Genomic DNA, 14952 nt, shown 5'->3' with positions numbered 1-14952 from the left:
TTACTGTGGTACCGCGCGGCCCGGGATGGCGGCCAGCAGCTCCTGGGTGTACGCGTCCCGCGGCTGGTCGAAGATCTCCTCCGCCGTGCCGCTCTCCACGATGCGCCCGTCGCGCATGACGTGCACCGCGTGCGAGATCATCCGCACCACGGCGAGGTCGTGGCTGATGAACAGGTAGCTGAGCCCCAGCTCCCGCTGCAGCTCCGCCAGCAGGTCGAGGATCTGCGCCTGCACCAGCACGTCGAGGGCGGAGACGGCCTCGTCGAGCACCACCAGGTCGGGGGAGAGCGCCAGGGCCCGCGCGATGGCCACCCGCTGACGCTGGCCGCCGGACAGCTCGTGCGGCAGCCGCTCGCCCAGCGAGGCCGGCAGCGACACCCTCTCCAGCAGCTCGGCCGCCTTCTTCTTCTGCTCGGCGGGCGTGCCGACGCGGTGCACGCGCAGCGGCTCGACGATCGACTTCTCGACCGTGTAGCGGGGGTCGAGCGAGGCGTACGGATTCTGGAAGACCGGCTGCACCCGCCTGCGGAACGCGAACAGCTCGCGCCGGCCCAGCGCCGCCACGTCGGTGCCGTCGAACCGGATGGCGCCCGAGGTGGGCTCGTCCAGGCCGAGCAGCAGGTTGGCGGTGGTCGACTTGCCCGAGCCCGACTCGCCCACGATCGAGACGGTGTGCCCGCGCGGGATGGCGAACGACACCCCGTCCACCGCGGTGAACTCCTCCGCCGTGCCCCTGACCGGGAACACCTTGCGCAGACCGTCCACCACGACCAAGTCCGGCGCGTCGCGGGGCGCCTCGGGCACGCGTACGGAGGCCAGGCTCGGCACGGCCTTCAGCAGCCGCCGGGTGTAGTCGTGGCCGGGGTCGGCGAGGATGCCCGCCGCGGGCCCCGTCTCCACGATCTCGCCCTGGTACATGACGGCCACCACGTCGGCCCGCTCGGCCGCCAGCGCCAGGTCGTGCGTGATGAGGAAGACGGCCGTGCCCATCTCCGCGGTGAGCTGGTCGAGCTGGTCGAGGATGCGCCGCTGCACAGTCACGTCGAGCGCGGAGGTCGGCTCGTCGGCGATGAGCAGCTTCGGCCGGCAGGCCAGGCCCATGGCGATCAGCGCCCGCTGCCGCATGCCGCCGGAGAACTCGTGCGGGTACTGGGCCACCCGCCGCGCCGGGTCGGGGATGCCCACCATGTCGAGCAGCTCGACCACGCGGGCGCGGGCCGCCTTGCCGTGGGCGACGCCGTGCACCTCCAGCGCCTCGGCGATCTGGTCGCCGATGCGCATGAGCGGGTTGAGGTTCGACATCGGGTCCTGCGGCACCAGGCCGATGCCCGCGCCGCGGATCGCGGTCATCTCGCGCTCACTAGCCGTGGCCAGGTCGCGGCCGTCGAACAGCACCTGGCCGCCGGTGATGCGGCCGTTGTCGGGCAGCAGCCGGTTGACCGCCGCCGCCGTGGTCGACTTGCCGGAGCCCGACTCGCCCACCACAGCGACGGTCTGGCCCGGCAGGATCTCCATCGAGACGTTCCTGACGACGGTCGCGTCCTGCTTGCGGGTGCGGAAGGCGACCGACAGGTCGCGGATCTCCAGGAGCGGGGTCATGCGGTCCTCGATCGTTGTGCGGTGGCCTGCAGCAGGTCGTGCCAGAGGTCGTCGGTGGGCGTCGGCTGCCCCTCGACGAGGAGGCGGTTGGAGGCCAGGGCGAGGGCGATGTCGCGGCCCGGCACGAAGCCGACCGCGCAGCCCACGTAGCCGGGGTGGCCGAGCACGGTGACGGTCTCGCCGGGCAGCTCAAGCGCGTAGCGGCGGAAGCCGAGCGCCTGCTCCGGGTCGGGGCCGGGGGTGAGGAACTCCCTGACCACCTCCGGCCGCCACAGGTGGTCGTACTCCTCGTACCGGGACATCACCAGGCCGTAGCGCAGCAGGTCGGGCACCGTCGAGAACACGCCCGCGTGCCCGGCGACGCCGCCGAAGGCGTGGTGGGCGTTGCCGTCGGCGACCTCGCCGAGCACCGGCCCGCGCCGCCAGCCCGCGAAGTCCGAACTGCGGTACGGCACCGGGTACGGCCTGCCGGCGTCGAGCATGGTCATCTCGACCCGGTCGTCCGGCATGCTCATCGCCACCTCCGCGCCCGCGGGCCCCCCGTACGTGGTGGAGGTCAGGCCGAGCGGCCGGGCGACCAGCTCGGCCAGCGCCCGGTCCAGGCGCAGCCCGGTCACCGCGGAGACGATCTGACCGAGCAGGATGAAGCCCAGGTCGGAGTAGTGCCGGGCGCGGCCGGGCCGGTAGCGGGGCGGCGGCAGCGACGGCTGGATGTACAGCGGCCACCACTCCCACAGCCCGCCCCGGTGCAGCAGCAGGTCCCGCACGGTGATCGCCTCGTACGAGCGCGGCAGGTACGCGCTCAGCGGCGCGTCCAGGTCCACCAGCCGCTCCGACACCAGCCGGATGAGCATCGTGGTGGTCGCGACGACCTTCGTCACCGAGGCGAGGTCGTGGTAGGTGTCCACGGTCATCGGCGCGAGCCCGGCGGGCTCGCCGTCCTCCCAGGTGAGCGTGCGGTGGCCGGTGCATTCGGTGAGGTCGAACCACGGCGTGCGCGCCGCCATGACCAGGCCGGGCGGCGCGTTCATCGGCTGAGGACCAGCGATCGGGGCGGCTCGGCGACCGGGGCGGGCAGCGCCAGCGGCCCGGAGCCCGGCGTCAGCGTGCCGAGGATCCGGGGGCCGCGGGCGCCCGTCCCGCCGGGCGCGGTGCCCGGCAGGCCGTGCGCGCTCAGCCAGCCGATGAGGGCGAACGCGATCGCCTCCTTGTCGTCGGCGGGCGCGCCCAAGTCGTCGGACGGCCCCACCTCGACGCCGGGCAGCGCCCCGCGCAGCCCGTCCATGATGACGGGGTTGCGGCAGCCGCCGCCCGACACGACCAGCGCGGCCACCCCGGCGGCCCGGACACCGTCCGCGACCGTGCGCACGGTCAGCTCGGTCAGCGTCGCGACCAGGTCGGCGTCGGACGGCCGCACCCCCGCCGTCGCGAGGGCCTGCTCGACGTAGGCGAGGTGGAACAGCTCCTTGCCGGTGCTCTTCGGCGGCGCCAGCCGGTAGTACGGCTCCTCCAGCAGCACCTCCAGCAGCCGCGCGTCCACCCGGCCGGAGGCGGCGATCCTGCCGTCCTCGTCGAAGCCGCGCGGGTGCAGCCCCCGGCTGGTCACCACGGCGTCGATGAGGGCGTTGGCCGGGCCGAGGTCGTAGGCGTACAGCTCGCCGTCGCGCACGACGGTCATGTTGGAGATGCCGCCCAGGTTGAGCGCGCCCGCCCCCCCTTCGCGCCCGCCGAGCAGCAGCCCGTCCAGCACCGACACCAGCGGCGCGCCGTGGCCGCCGGCCGTGATGTCCCTGATCCGCACGTCGGACAGCACCGGCGTGCCCGTGCGCTCGGCGATCCAGGCGGGCTGGCCGATCTGCAGGGTGCCGAGCGCGTGCGCGCCCTCCACCCAGTGGTAGACGGTCTGCCCGTGCGAGACCACCAGGTCGACCGGGCCGCCCGCGGCGATCGCGGCGGCGGCCGCCTCGGCGAAGGTCTGGCCGATGAGCGTGTCGAGCTCGCACACCTCGGCCAGCGTCGTCGGCGCGGGCGGCAGCGCGGCGATCAGCCGCGACCGTAGCGCGTCCGGGTACGGCGTGCTCGCCGTGTGGCCGACGCGGCCCTCGAGCGTGCTCCCGACCAGCTCGAAGTCCACCACGGCCACGTCGATCCCGTCGTGCGACGTGCCGGAGATCATTCCCAGAACCCTCATGCCCGCTCCCTGTCCGCTGTCTCGCCGAGTGCCTCCCGCAGCCGCCCGCCGGCCAGGGCCAGGCGCGCCGCCGCCTCCTGCGGCGCCAGGCCGAAGCGCAGCGCCACGACTGCCTGCTTGACGCCGAACCTGTTGGCCTCCAGCGCGGCGAGCGCCTCCTCGCGGCCGGCCCCCGTGATCGTCGCGACCATGCGCACGGCCCGCTCGCGCAGCTTGCCGTTGCTGGCCTTCACGTCGACCATGAGGTTCCCGTACGTCTTGCCGAGGCGCACCATCACGATCGTCGAGAACATGTTGAGCACGAGCTTCTGTGCCGTGCCCGCCTTCAGCCGGGTCGAGCCGCTGATCACCTCGGGGCCGACCAGCACCTCGATCGCGTGCTCGGCCGCCGCGCTGAGCGGCGTGCCCGGGTTGCACGACAGCCCCACGGTCAGCGCCCCCCGCTCGCGCGCCCGCCGCACCGCGGCCAGCACGTACGGCGTCCGCCCGCTGGAGGCGATGCCCACCACGGTGTCCAACGGCCCGATGCCGGCCGCGTCCACGGCGGCGGCGCCGGCCTCCTCGTCGTCCTCGGCGCCCTCGCAGGGCGCCACGATCGCGCTCCGGCCGCCCGCGATGATCGCGAAGACCTGCTCGGGCGGCGTGGAGAAGGTCGGCGGGCACTCGGAGGCGTCCAGCACGCCGAGCCTGCCCGGCGTGCCGGCGCCCACGTAGACCAGCCGGCCGCCGCGCGCCATGCGCTCGGCCGCGGCCTCGATCGCCGCCGTGATCCACGGCAGCGCCCTGGCCACCGCGCCGGGCACCGAGGCGTCGGCCGCGTTCATGGTCTGCGCCAGCTCCGCCACGCTCATGGTGTCGATGCCGGCGAAGCGCGGATCGGCCGCTTCGGTCGTCAGTTCTGAGAGTTTCACCGCTTCCCTCGGTTTCGCGGGTCGAGTGTGTCACGCAGGCCGTCGCCGAGCAGGTTGAGCCCCACCACCAGCAGGACGACGACCGCGCCTGGCGCGATGAGCGTCCAGGGGGCGATGAACACGAGGCTGCGCGCCTCGAAGATCATGGAGCCGAGCGACGGCGCCGGCGGCGGGGTGCCGAGGCCCAGGAAGCTCAGCGACGCCTCGGTCAGCACCGCCCACGACAGGGACAGCGCGACCTGGATGACGATGATCGAGGAGATGTTCGGCAGCACGTGGCGGAACATGATCTGCCAGCGGCTCTGGCCCGTCGAGACGGCCGCCTTGACGTACTCGATCTCCCGCAGCGACAGCACGGGGCCGCGCGTGACGCGGATGAAGATCGGCACGTACACGATGGCGATGGCCACCGCGACGGTGAACCAGTTGCGCGTCAGCACCGACGCCAGCGACAGCGCCAGCAGCAGCGGCGGGAACGCGAACAGCACGTTCGTCACCCCGCCGATCGCGCCGTCGGTCAAGCCCCGGTAGAAGCCGGACACCAGGCCGCCCAGCGTGCCGACCACGGTCGCGAACGCCACCGCGACCACCGCGATGAGCGCCGAGTTGCCGACCCCGGCCGCCACCCGGGAGAAGACGTCCCGGCCGAACTGGTCGGTGCCGAACAGGTGCTCGCCCGACGGCGCGAGGAACCGCGACGGCGGGTTCTGCGCGATCGGGTCGTACGGCAGCAGCCCGGCGTACGACAGCGCCGCCGCCACGGCCAGCACCACGAGGATCACGACGCCGGACAGCCCGGCCGGGCTGCGGCGCAGCAGGGCGCTCATGAGGCCCTCACCCGCGGGTCGATGATCCGGTAGAGCACGTCGGTCAGCAGGTTCACGATGACGAACGCCAGCGCGATCACCAGCACCGTGCTCTGCACCACGGCGTACTCCTTCTGCTGGATGCCGAGCAGCACCTGACGCCCGATGCCGGGCACGGAGAAGATCTGCTCGACCACCACGGCCCCGCCCAGCAGGTAGCCGAACTGCAGGCCGGTCATCGTGACGATGGGCACGAGCGCGTTGCCGAGCACGTGCCTGACCTGCAGCCGCCGCTCCGGCACGCCCTTGGCGCGGGCGGTGCGGACGAAGTCGTTCGAGCGCACCTCCAGCACCGCGGTGCGGGTCGTGCGCAGGATCGGCGCGGCGATGCCGAAGCCCAGCACCAGCGAGGGCAGGAACATCTGCTGCAGGTTGAGCAGCGGATCCTCGACGAGCGAGACGAAGCCCTGCCCGTTGGGGTTGAACCCGAACGACGCCGCGAACACCGACAGCAGCGTCGTGGCCAGCAGGAACGCCGGGATCGACAGCCCCGCCAGGCTCACCACCTGACCGGCCGCGTCACGCGCGGAGTTGGTCCTGGAGGCCGCCAGCATGCCCAGCGGCACCCCGATCAGCAGCGCCAGCACGATCGAGAACACCGCCAGCTCGAATGTCACCGGCAGTGACTGCAGCGTCAGGTCCAGCACGCTCTGCTGCGCCCGCGCCGAGTAGCCGAAGTTGCCGGTGACCATGTTGCCCAGCCACGAGAAGAACTGCGTGACGAGCGGCTGGTCCAGCCCGTAGTAACGCTCCAGCGCCTGCTGCTGCGCCGGCGTGAGCGCGGCGGCCTCGGTGCCGAGGTTCGCCGTGATCTGGTTGCCCGGGATCGCCCGGAGCATGACGAAGACGAACACGGCCACCCCGAACAGGGTGCCGACCGTCCCCGCCACGCGCCGGACGACGCGGTTGCGCACGAGTGACCGCATGTCAGCCGACGGACGTCGTCCGCAGGTACTGCAGCGAACCGCTGGCCATCGGGACGAAGCCCTGCACGTTCGCCGCCGTCGCGGTGTAGGTGTAGCCGGAGAACAGCCAGATCCAGGCGGCGTTGTCCTCCAGGTGCGCCGCGACCTTGTCGTAGATCGCCTTGCGGGCCGCCTGGTCGGTGGTGGCCCTGCCCTCGGCGAACAGCTCGTCCAGCTCGGGGGAGCTGTAGCCGGCGACCTTGTTGAGGTTGCCGTCGCTGGTGAAGTAGCGGGCGTAGGAGCCGTCCGGCTCGGGACGGCCGCCGTTCAGCGCCACGGCCGCGTCGAAGTCGGCCGCCACCCAGCGGTCCACGAACGCGCCCGACTCCAGCACCTCCAGGTCCAGGTTGATCTTGGCCTCGGCGAGCTGCGCCTTGAGGTTCTGGGCCTCGTTGACCGAGGTGGCGTACTCGCCCTGGGAGACGATCGTCTTCACCGTCACGCCGCCGGACTTGCCGGCCTTGGCCAGGTAGTCGGCCGCCTTGGCCAGGTCACGGGTGGGGCAGGGCCGCTTATTCGGGTCCGACTTGTACGCCGGGGCGGTGATCGGCCCGACCACCTCGCCCTCGCCCAGCGCGGCGGTGTCGAGCACCTGCTTGCGGTCGATCGCGCACTGCATGGCCAGGCGCACGTTGACGTCCTTGAGGTCGCCGCGCCGGGCGTTCAGCTGCAGCACGTGGTAGTTGAGCTGCGGCGTCTTGGCCACGTTCACCGTGCCGCCCTGGGCGGTCTGGGCCACCAGCGGGTCGTTGAAGACGGCGAGCTGGACGTTGCCCGACTGCATGGCCGAGACGATCGACGACTCGTCGGGGATCACCCGGAACTCGACCGTGGCCGCCTTCGCCTTGTCGTTCCAGTACGTGTCGTTCCTGGTCAGGGTGATCGACTGGTTGGCCACCCGCTTGCCCAGCGTGAACGGGCCGGTGCCGTTGGGCTTGGCGTTGAGCTCCTCCTCGGTGTCGTCGGAGGAGAGCATGGCCATGTTGACCGTGGCCAGGTTGGCCGGCAGCGCGGCGTCCGGGCCGGACAGCTCCAGCACCACCGTGTTCGGGTCGGGGGCCTCGACCGACTCGACCGACGACAGCGACGCGGCCGCCACCGCCGCCGTCTTCTCGTCCATGATCTTCTCCAGGGACGCCTTCACGTCCGCGGAGTCGAACGCGCTGCCGTCGGCGAACGTCACGCCCTGGCGCAGCTTGAACGTGAGCTTCTTGCCGTCCTCCGTGGCCTGCCACGACTCGGCCAGGCCGGGCACGACGTTCAGGTCCTTGTCGAACTCGGTGAGCGTGCCGTACAGGTTCTGCAGCACGTTGACGGCGGTGAACTGGGTGGCCTTCCAGGGGAAGAGCGTGTCGGGGTCGGAGGTCACGCCGACGACCAGCGTGCCGCCGCCCTGGGCGGACCCGGCGGTGCTCGGCGCGGACCCCGAGGATGACGAGCAGCTGGTGAGGGCAAGGGACAACGCAGCGGCGATGCCGACCGCGGAGAGGGCGCCACGGGGCATGTAGTCTCCTCAGGGTCAGTAGGTCATAAAATTACGCAGACCTTACCATCAAGGTACTTATTTTCCTCCACGGGGTGACCATGGGCGAGGACGCCGAGACCCTCCTGATCCGCATCCGAGCCGCCATGCCGGCTCTGCGGCCGTCGGAGCGGCGCATCGCCCACGAGTTCGTCACCGATCCCGCCGCCGCGGCCAACCTGTCCATCGCCGCGCTGGCCGCCCGCTGTGAGACCTCGACCACCTCCGTGGTGCGCTTCTACCAGCGCATGGGCTACGCCCACTACAAGGACTTCAGGATCGATCTGACCAGGGCCGTCGCCCGGGAGGAGCTGGCCACCTCCAGCCTGCCGGAGGTGTCGGGCGACATCGACCGGCACGACAGCCTGGAGGGCATCGTCTCCAAGGTCGCGATGAACGAGACCATGTCCATCGCCGACACGGCCCGCTCCCTCGACATGGACGCGCTCGCCGAGGCCGTGCGGCTGCTGCTGGCCGCCCGCAGGATCGACAGCTTCGGCGTGGGCGCGAGCGCGCTCGTCAGCCTCGACCTGCAGCAGAAGCTCTCCCGCATCGGCCGTACGGCGATCAACTGGCACGACGCGCACTCGGCCTGGACCTCGGCGGCCACGCTCGCCCCCGGCTGCGTGGCCGTCGCCGTCTCCCACACCGGCGCCACCGTGGACACCGTCGAGTTCCTGTCGATCGCCCGCAAGTCGGGCGCGGCCACCGTGGCCATCACCAACTTCGGCGACTCGCCGCTGGCCGCCGCGGCCGACGTGACGCTCACCACCGCCGCACGGGAGACCAAGTTCCGTTCCGGCGCCCTCGGCAGCCGCATCGCCCAGCTCATGGTCGTGGACTGCCTGTTCACCGGCGTCGCCCAGGCCTCCTACGACGTTTCCATGGAGGCGCTGCGCAACACGTACGAGGTCGTGCACGACCGGGTGGTCCGCAAGCGGTCCTAGGTGTGCACACCGCTCGCCCCTTCTTCACAGCGGCCATTTACCTGGGGTTCACTGGCCACCCCTACCTTGGACCCCCATGAACTGGAGGTACCGGGCCAACGCCACCCTTGAAGGGCTGACGGGATACACGCTGACACGACGGGTACAGACGCAGGCGCCCAGAGCGGCGCCGCCGCCGAAGACACCACTGGAGTGGCAGCGGCTTCCCGGCGACAAGGTGCGCCCGCCCGTCGACCCCGTGCACGACCGGCTGCTGCGGGAGCCGGTCTTCATCCTGTCGTCCGTGCGGTCCGGCTCCACGCTGCTGCGCGTCATGATGGACAGCCACTCCAAGGTGCACTCGCCCATCGAGACGCACTTCCGCCGGATGACCGTGGGCCTCGGCACCGACCCCGTGCGGCAGGCCATGGAGCTGCTCGGCCACACCCACAGCGACATCGAGCACATCGTCTGGGACCGCATGCTCCACCGCGAGCTGGCCCGCAGCGGCAAGCCGGTCCTGGCCGAGAAGACGCCCAGCAACGTGTTCGCCTGGCGGCGCATCGCGACCTGCTGGCCGGACGCCCGATTCGTCTTCCTGCTGCGCCACCCCATGTCGATCGTGCAGTCCTGGCACGAGGCCGACCCGGCCAAACGGCCGATGAAGAACGCCGTGCCGCGCACGCTGACGTACATGACGCACCTGGAGGAGGCCCGCACCCACCTGGAGGGCCTGACCGTGCGTTACGAGGAGCTGACCGCCGACCCCGAGGGCCAGCTGCGCCGGCTCTGCCTGTTCCTGGGCCTCGAGTTCGAGACGTCCATGCTCGACTACGGCAAGCAGGACCACGGCGCCTTCGTCAAGGGCATCGGCGACTGGCGCGACAAGATCCGCGCGGGCACGGTCGTGCAGGGCCGTCCCCTGCCCACCCCCGACGAGATCCCCGCCGATCTCCACGACATCTGCCGGACATGGAACTACCTGTCGTGAGGCGAAACTCACAGCCCAAGTGGCCAGGCTGTGACAGACTTCGCTCGCAATTCGTCCGCCATTTGCCTGGGGCTCCGATATGTTGCCCTTCGTGATCAACGGGCCTTCTCGCCGAGCTTTACTCGCCGGCACTCTCGCCGGCCTCGCCCTGCCCGCGGCGGTGCCCGCGGGCGCCGAGGCCTCCGCACGCGGCGGCCTTCCCGCGCGGCCGAACATCCTGCTGATCCTCGCCGACGACCTCGGCTGGGGAGAGATCGGCAGCCAGGGGCAGCGCAAGATCCGCACGCCCCACCTGGACCGGCTGGCGGCCGAGGGCGTGCGGTTCGAGACCGCGTACTCGGGGGCGCCGCTGTGCGCCCCCTCCCGCTGCTCGCTGCTGACCGGCCTGCACGCCGGCCACAGCACCGTGCGGGAGAACCCCGAGGGCGGCGAGCAGCACGCGCTCACCGGCGCCGACCTGACCTTCGCGGAGCTCCTGCAGCTGTCCGGCTACCGCACGGCCCTGTTCGGCAAGTGGGGCTTCGGCCCCGAGGAGCCCGGCCAGGAGTCCCACCCCAACGTGCGCGGCTTCGGTGAGTTCTTCGGCTACATCACCCACAAGCACGCCCACCATTACTACCCCGAGTACCTGTGGCACAACGGCGACAAGGTGTACCTCGGCGGCACGTCGTACGCGCCCGACCTCTTCCGCGAGCGGGCGATCGACTTCATCAGGAAGCGCGCGGACGACCCGTTCCTCATCTACTACGCCAGCAACCTGCCGCACTCGCCGAGCGTCGTCCCCGGCGACGCCGGACCGTACCAGGACGAGCCCTGGACGATGCAGAACCGCAAGCACGCCGAGCAGGTGGCGCGCCTCGACCGCGACGTCGCCGCACTCATCGAGACGCTGCGCGAGACCGGGCAGGCCAAGCGCACGCTGGTGCTGTTCACCAGCGACAACGGCCCGCACCGGGAGAAGGGCGTGACGCCCTCCCTGTTCAACTCCAACGGCCCCTTCCGCGGCGACAAGCGCGACCTGTACGAGGGTGGCATCCGCGTCCCCATGATCGCCTGGTCGCCCGTGCTGCGGCATCGCGTGGAGTCGCAGCCGGTGACGTTCTGGGACGTGCTGCCGACGATGGCGGACTTCGCCGGGGTGCCGCTGCCCGCCCACCTCGACGGCCGCTCGTTCCGAGGCCTGCTGACCGGCCGCGAGGTCCGCGAGCACAAGCACCTGGTGTGGAACCGGCCGCACAAGGCCCAGGCCATCCGCCGCGGCCGGTGGAAGGTGGTCAGGTTCGCCCCGCACATCTCCGGCGCCGGGCCGGAGGGCCGCGTCGAGCTGTACGACCTGCGGACCGACCGGAGCGAACGCCACGACCTCGCCGCCGCCAAGCCCGACCTGGCCCTGGAGCTGAGCGAGGAGCTCGACAACGCGATCGGCCAAGACCCGCGCATCCCGTACGGGCTGCGGACGGAGGTCACCGCCGACCAGGTCGTCGTGACGCTGCACAACGGCTCGTCCGTGCCGTGGCGCAACGTCCGGCTCGGCCTCGACGGGCGGCGCAAGAGACGCGCGCACACCGTGCCCGTGGTCGACCCGGGGACGGCGATCTCGGTCGGCTTCCCGGTGCAGTCCGGGAAGATCACGGCCCGCGCGGAGTTCGACGCGAAGGGCCGCTCGCACGTCTTCCGCCGGCGGCATCTGAGTCAGACCGGCCCAGGCACGCTCGAGCTGACCTCAACCGGCTGAGTGACCGGCCGGGGCGCCCCGCGCCCCGGCCATGATGTCGTCCCACGTCAGAGGCTCTGGGAGGGAACCGTCACCAAGACGGCACCCCACTCTAGTCACGAAGAGTGATGACATCGCTACGGAACGTCGGCACCCTGGTAGTCCGGAGCTTCCTACCAGGAGACGAACGCATGAATCTGGTCACCCGCGCGGAGTGGCGCGCGAAGAAGCCGACCAGCGCCTACACCCGCCTGTCGAGCACCCGCGGCGTCAAGATCCACTACACCGGTGGCAAGGTGCCCGCCGACCTCGCCGAGCCCGGCAACCACGACCGCTGCGCCGACCTGGTGCGCGACATCCAGCGCATGCACATGTCCGGCGGCCGCGGTGAGCGCTACATCGACCTGGGCTACACCATGGTGTGCTGCCCCCACCGGGCCACGTTCATGGGCCGCGGCCCCCACACCCTGCCGGCCGCCAACGGCGCCGGCCTCAACTCCGGCCACTACGCGGTGCTCGCCCTCGTCGGCGGCTCCGGGTTCACCCGGCCCAACGACGACCTGCTGCACGCCCTGGTCGACGCCATCGAATACCTGCGCGAGCACGGCGACGCCGGCCGCGAGGTCAAGGGCCATCGCGACGGCTACCCGACGAGCTGCCCGGGCGACCCGCTCTACCGCTGGGTGCGCGCGGGGGCCGAGCGGCCCCCACCGCTCATGTGAGACGGCCCACGTGGGCCAGCGCCTGCTTGAGCAGCACGCCCTGCCCGCTGGTCATCTCCTGCTGCACCGCCGGCGAGGCCGCCTCCTCCGGGGTGAACCACACCAGGTCGAGGGCGTCCTGCCGGGGACGGCAGTCACCGGCGACGGGCACGATGTAGGCCAGCGACACCGCGTGCTGACGCGGATCGTGATACGGCGTCACGCCCGGCGTGGGAAAGTACTCGGCGACCGTGAACGGCTGCGGCGACGGCGGGACGTGGGGGAGCGCCACCGGGCCGAGGTCCTTCTCCAGATGGCGCATGAGAGCGTCGCGGATGCGCTCGTGGTGCAGCACCCGCCCCGAAACCAGCGCCCGGCTGACGCCCCCGTCGGAGTCCATCCGCAACAACAGGCCGACCCGGGTGACCACCCCGGCGTCGTCGACCCGCACCGGCACGGCGTCGATGTAGAGAATCGGCATCCGGCCGCGTACCGACTCGAGTTCTTCGGGGGAGAGCCAAGCGGGCGTGGTTTCGGTCTTTTCGGTCATCTGCTGATGGTACGACCCGAGGGCTCAGCGGCGTACCGGAGACCTGACAAGTGACGGCCGGCTGACGAGCGAGGACCGGCCGGCCAGCCAGGAGGCCGTGCAGATGACGGCCACGATGCCGAGGAACGGCAGATATTCGACGACTTTCCCGACGTTTCGCTTCATGCGAGCTCACGCTCCGCTCTCGCCTTGGCCAGCCGCCTGCGCTGCGGCTGGACGGTGTACTTGGGATCGTCGGCCGACTCCATCCCCGCGTGGAAGATCCCGAAGCGGGTGCAGGCGGAGCCGGCCAGCAGGGCGGCCCCCGCCGCCATCGCCGCGACCCGGCTGCGCCGGCCGACGGTCACCCCGGCCAGCGCGCCGGCCAGGGACAGCGCCTCACCCAGGCGCAGCAGCCTGCTGCGCCGCAGCGGCTCGCCCACCGGGCCGAGCCGCCGCTCCATCCGGGTGGCCGCCACGCACTCCACGGCCGTGCCCAGCAGCGCCGCCCGCCTGGCCGGCGCCGCCTCGGCGAGCGGCGCGGCCAGCATGCCGAGCCCGCCCGCCGACGCCGCCGCCGACCCGGCGAACAGGAACGGCATCTCCCGGTAGGCCTCGTGCCAGACGGGCACCGCCGTGTCGGTGATCAGCGCCGCGGTGTACGTGGCCAGCGCCGTCCCGGCGAGCCCGGCCCCCACGGTGGCGGCCCGGCCGAGGCCGGGGAACAGCCCCGACACGTCGGTGGCCGCGGCGGCGCCGGCCTGGGGCCCGTAGCCGGTGAGGAACCAGGTGCCGACGCTCATCGGCGAGGTCACCTTGAACACCCGCAACATGTTGAGAAAACGCTCCGGCCGCCCCAGGTCGTGGATCAGGCAGTAGAGCGAGCCGCCCAGCGCGCCCAGCGCCCCCACCTTGCTCGCCCGAGCCAGGTTGGGCCTGCCGGTGAGCTCCGCGGCGGCGGCCAGCGTGGACGACGCCCCAGCCAGACCCCCCAGGAAGAGGTAGGCGGCGATGTCGTGATCCTTCCACGTCGGCTCGTTCAGCACCGGCCGCCCGTAGTAGGAGTCGGTCTGCGCGCGCCGCGTCACGAGCCGCTCGCGCCTGCGTCCCGCCGAGCCGGGCGTCGCCTCCCGGTCGGCGCGCGTCTCGGCCGAGCCGTCCATCCGCACGTCGGTCTGGCTCATCCGCTTCCCCTCAGTCCCGTGTCCCCTTGCGGCACGTTCACCGCCTCCGCCATGCCGTCGCCGCGATACCCGCGAGCAGGCCGGCGGCCGCCACGCCCACGTGCCGCCACATCGACGGCAGGTCCCTGGTCGTCACCACCGGGTCGGGCGGCAGCCCGTACACCTCCGGCTCGTCCAGCAGCAGGAAGAACGCCCCCATGCCGCCCACGCCGTCGTCCGGGTCGCGGCCGTACAGGCGGGCGGAGGTCATCCCGGCCTCCTGCACCTGCCGCAGCCTGCGGTCGGCGCGCTCGCGCAGCTCGTCGAGGTCGCCGAACTGGATGGAGTCCGTCGGGCACGTCTTGGCGCAGGCCGGCTCCTCCCCGGCGGGCAGGCGGTCGTAGCACATCGTGCACTTGGCCGCGACGCCCGTGGTCTCCCGCTTGCCGATCACCCCGAACGGGCACGCCGGCACGCAGTAGCCGCAGCCGTTGCAGATGTCGTCCTGCACCACGACGGTGCCGTACTCGGTGCGGAACAACGATCCCGTCGGGCACACGTCGAGGCAGGCCGCCTGTGTGCAGTGCTTGCACACGTCGGAGGACATCAGCCAGCGGAAGTCCATGTCGCCGACGCCGGGCTCCTGGTGCCCCATCGGGGTGCGCTGCTCGATGAAGGCGACGTGCCGCCAGGTGTCGGCGCTCAACCCCACCGTGTTGTCGTACGACATGCCGGTGAAGTCCAGGCCGTCCTCGGGAACCTGGTTCCACTCCTTGCAGGCCACCTCGCACGCCTTGCACCCGATGCAGATGCTGGTGTCGGTGAAGAAGCCCACCCGGCTTCCGTTCAGCTGCTCGTCCAGGTCGAAGGCCAT

At 71.8% G+C, this 14952-nt stretch carries 15 protein-coding genes; 4 read left to right on the top strand and 11 right to left on the bottom strand.

The annotated features are described in order from the left end of the window. Genes ACIBP6_RS23865 through ACIBP6_RS23835 form a run of 7 tightly spaced genes read right to left on the bottom strand, consistent with a single transcriptional unit; the run spans position 1 to position 8036 of the window. Complete coding sequence (locus ACIBP6_RS23865; protein WP_397055451.1) at positions 1-1599, bottom strand: ABC transporter ATP-binding protein; 1599 nt, start codon at positions 1597-1599, stop codon at positions 1-3. Next, positions 1596-2630 carry a serine hydrolase domain-containing protein gene (locus tag ACIBP6_RS23860; RefSeq protein ID WP_132612673.1) on the bottom strand — a complete coding sequence of 345 codons (1035 nt, stop codon included), beginning with the start codon at positions 2628-2630 and terminating at the stop codon, positions 1596-1598. Before ACIBP6_RS23860 ends, ACIBP6_RS23865 begins: the two co-directional genes overlap by 4 nt. Beyond that, positions 2627-3790, bottom strand: a complete 1164-nt coding sequence (locus ACIBP6_RS23855) for an anhydro-N-acetylmuramic acid kinase (protein WP_397055449.1) — start codon at positions 3788-3790, stop codon at positions 2627-2629. The genes ACIBP6_RS23860 and ACIBP6_RS23855 overlap by 4 nt, the downstream gene beginning before the upstream one ends. Continuing rightward, complete coding sequence (gene murQ / locus ACIBP6_RS23850) at positions 3787-4701, bottom strand: N-acetylmuramic acid 6-phosphate etherase (protein ID WP_397055447.1); 915 nt, start codon at positions 4699-4701, stop codon at positions 3787-3789. Before murQ ends, ACIBP6_RS23855 begins: the two co-directional genes overlap by 4 nt. Continuing rightward, positions 4698-5528 (bottom strand): ABC transporter permease, encoded by an 831-nt coding sequence (locus tag ACIBP6_RS23845; RefSeq protein ID WP_397055445.1) that lies wholly within the window; start codon positions 5526-5528, stop codon positions 4698-4700. Before ACIBP6_RS23845 ends, murQ begins: the two co-directional genes overlap by 4 nt. Continuing rightward, on the bottom strand, positions 5525-6493 hold the full coding sequence (locus ACIBP6_RS23840) for an ABC transporter permease (protein WP_397055443.1): 969 nt from the start codon (positions 6491-6493) through the stop codon (positions 5525-5527). Before ACIBP6_RS23840 ends, ACIBP6_RS23845 begins: the two co-directional genes overlap by 4 nt. A gap of 1 nt (position 6494) precedes the next feature. After that, the gene (locus tag ACIBP6_RS23835) at positions 6495-8036 is read right to left on the bottom strand and encodes an ABC transporter substrate-binding protein (protein ID WP_397055442.1); all 1542 of its coding nucleotides are present in this window, start codon (positions 8034-8036) and stop codon (positions 6495-6497) included. Positions 8037-8116: 80 nt separating this feature from the next. Between ACIBP6_RS23835 and ACIBP6_RS23830 the strand changes: the two genes are divergently transcribed. From ACIBP6_RS23830 to ACIBP6_RS23815, 4 genes are all read left to right on the top strand, one after another. Beyond that, the gene (locus ACIBP6_RS23830) at positions 8117-9001 is read left to right on the top strand and encodes a MurR/RpiR family transcriptional regulator (protein ID WP_397057066.1); all 885 of its coding nucleotides are present in this window, start codon (positions 8117-8119) and stop codon (positions 8999-9001) included. 76 nt (positions 9002-9077) lie between these two features. Beyond that, on the top strand, positions 9078-9971 hold the full coding sequence (locus ACIBP6_RS23825; protein ID WP_397055440.1) for a sulfotransferase family protein: 894 nt from the start codon (positions 9078-9080) through the stop codon (positions 9969-9971). A gap of 91 nt (positions 9972-10062) precedes the next feature. Beyond that, positions 10063-11706: an arylsulfatase gene (locus ACIBP6_RS23820; RefSeq protein ID WP_397055438.1), complete on the top strand. Its 1644-nt coding sequence runs from the start codon at positions 10063-10065 to the stop codon at positions 11704-11706. A 170-nt stretch (positions 11707-11876) separates the two neighbouring features. After that, positions 11877-12407 (top strand): peptidoglycan recognition protein family protein, encoded by a 531-nt coding sequence (locus ACIBP6_RS23815; protein WP_132612657.1) that lies wholly within the window; start codon positions 11877-11879, stop codon positions 12405-12407. On the opposite strand, the gene ACIBP6_RS23810 is transcribed toward ACIBP6_RS23815, so the two are convergent. Genes ACIBP6_RS23810 through ACIBP6_RS23795 form a run of 4 tightly spaced genes read right to left on the bottom strand, consistent with a single transcriptional unit; the run spans position 12400 to position 14952 of the window. Next, a complete protein-coding gene (locus ACIBP6_RS23810; protein ID WP_397055436.1) occupies positions 12400-12936 on the bottom strand; it encodes an NUDIX hydrolase family protein in 537 nt (178 codons plus the stop codon). The genes ACIBP6_RS23815 and ACIBP6_RS23810 overlap by 8 nt on opposite strands. 24 nt (positions 12937-12960) lie before the next feature. Further along, entirely contained in the window at positions 12961-13101 is a 141-nt protein-coding gene (locus ACIBP6_RS23805) for a hypothetical protein (RefSeq protein WP_165969732.1), read from the bottom strand. Continuing rightward, the gene (nrfD, locus tag ACIBP6_RS23800) at positions 13098-14099 is read right to left on the bottom strand and encodes an NrfD/PsrC family molybdoenzyme membrane anchor subunit (RefSeq protein ID WP_397055434.1); all 1002 of its coding nucleotides are present in this window, start codon (positions 14097-14099) and stop codon (positions 13098-13100) included. The genes ACIBP6_RS23805 and nrfD overlap by 4 nt, the downstream gene beginning before the upstream one ends. 37 nt (positions 14100-14136) lie before the next feature. Continuing rightward, positions 14137-14952 carry a 4Fe-4S dicluster domain-containing protein gene (locus ACIBP6_RS23795; RefSeq protein ID WP_397055433.1) on the bottom strand — a complete coding sequence of 272 codons (816 nt, stop codon included), beginning with the start codon at positions 14950-14952 and terminating at the stop codon, positions 14137-14139.

The organism is Nonomuraea terrae (assembly GCF_044465245.1).
Classification (GTDB): domain Bacteria; phylum Actinomycetota; class Actinomycetes; order Streptosporangiales; family Streptosporangiaceae; genus Nonomuraea; species Nonomuraea terrae.
Note: the sequence above shows the minus strand (reverse complement) of the source record. Positions and strands in the feature narration are given on the sequence as shown.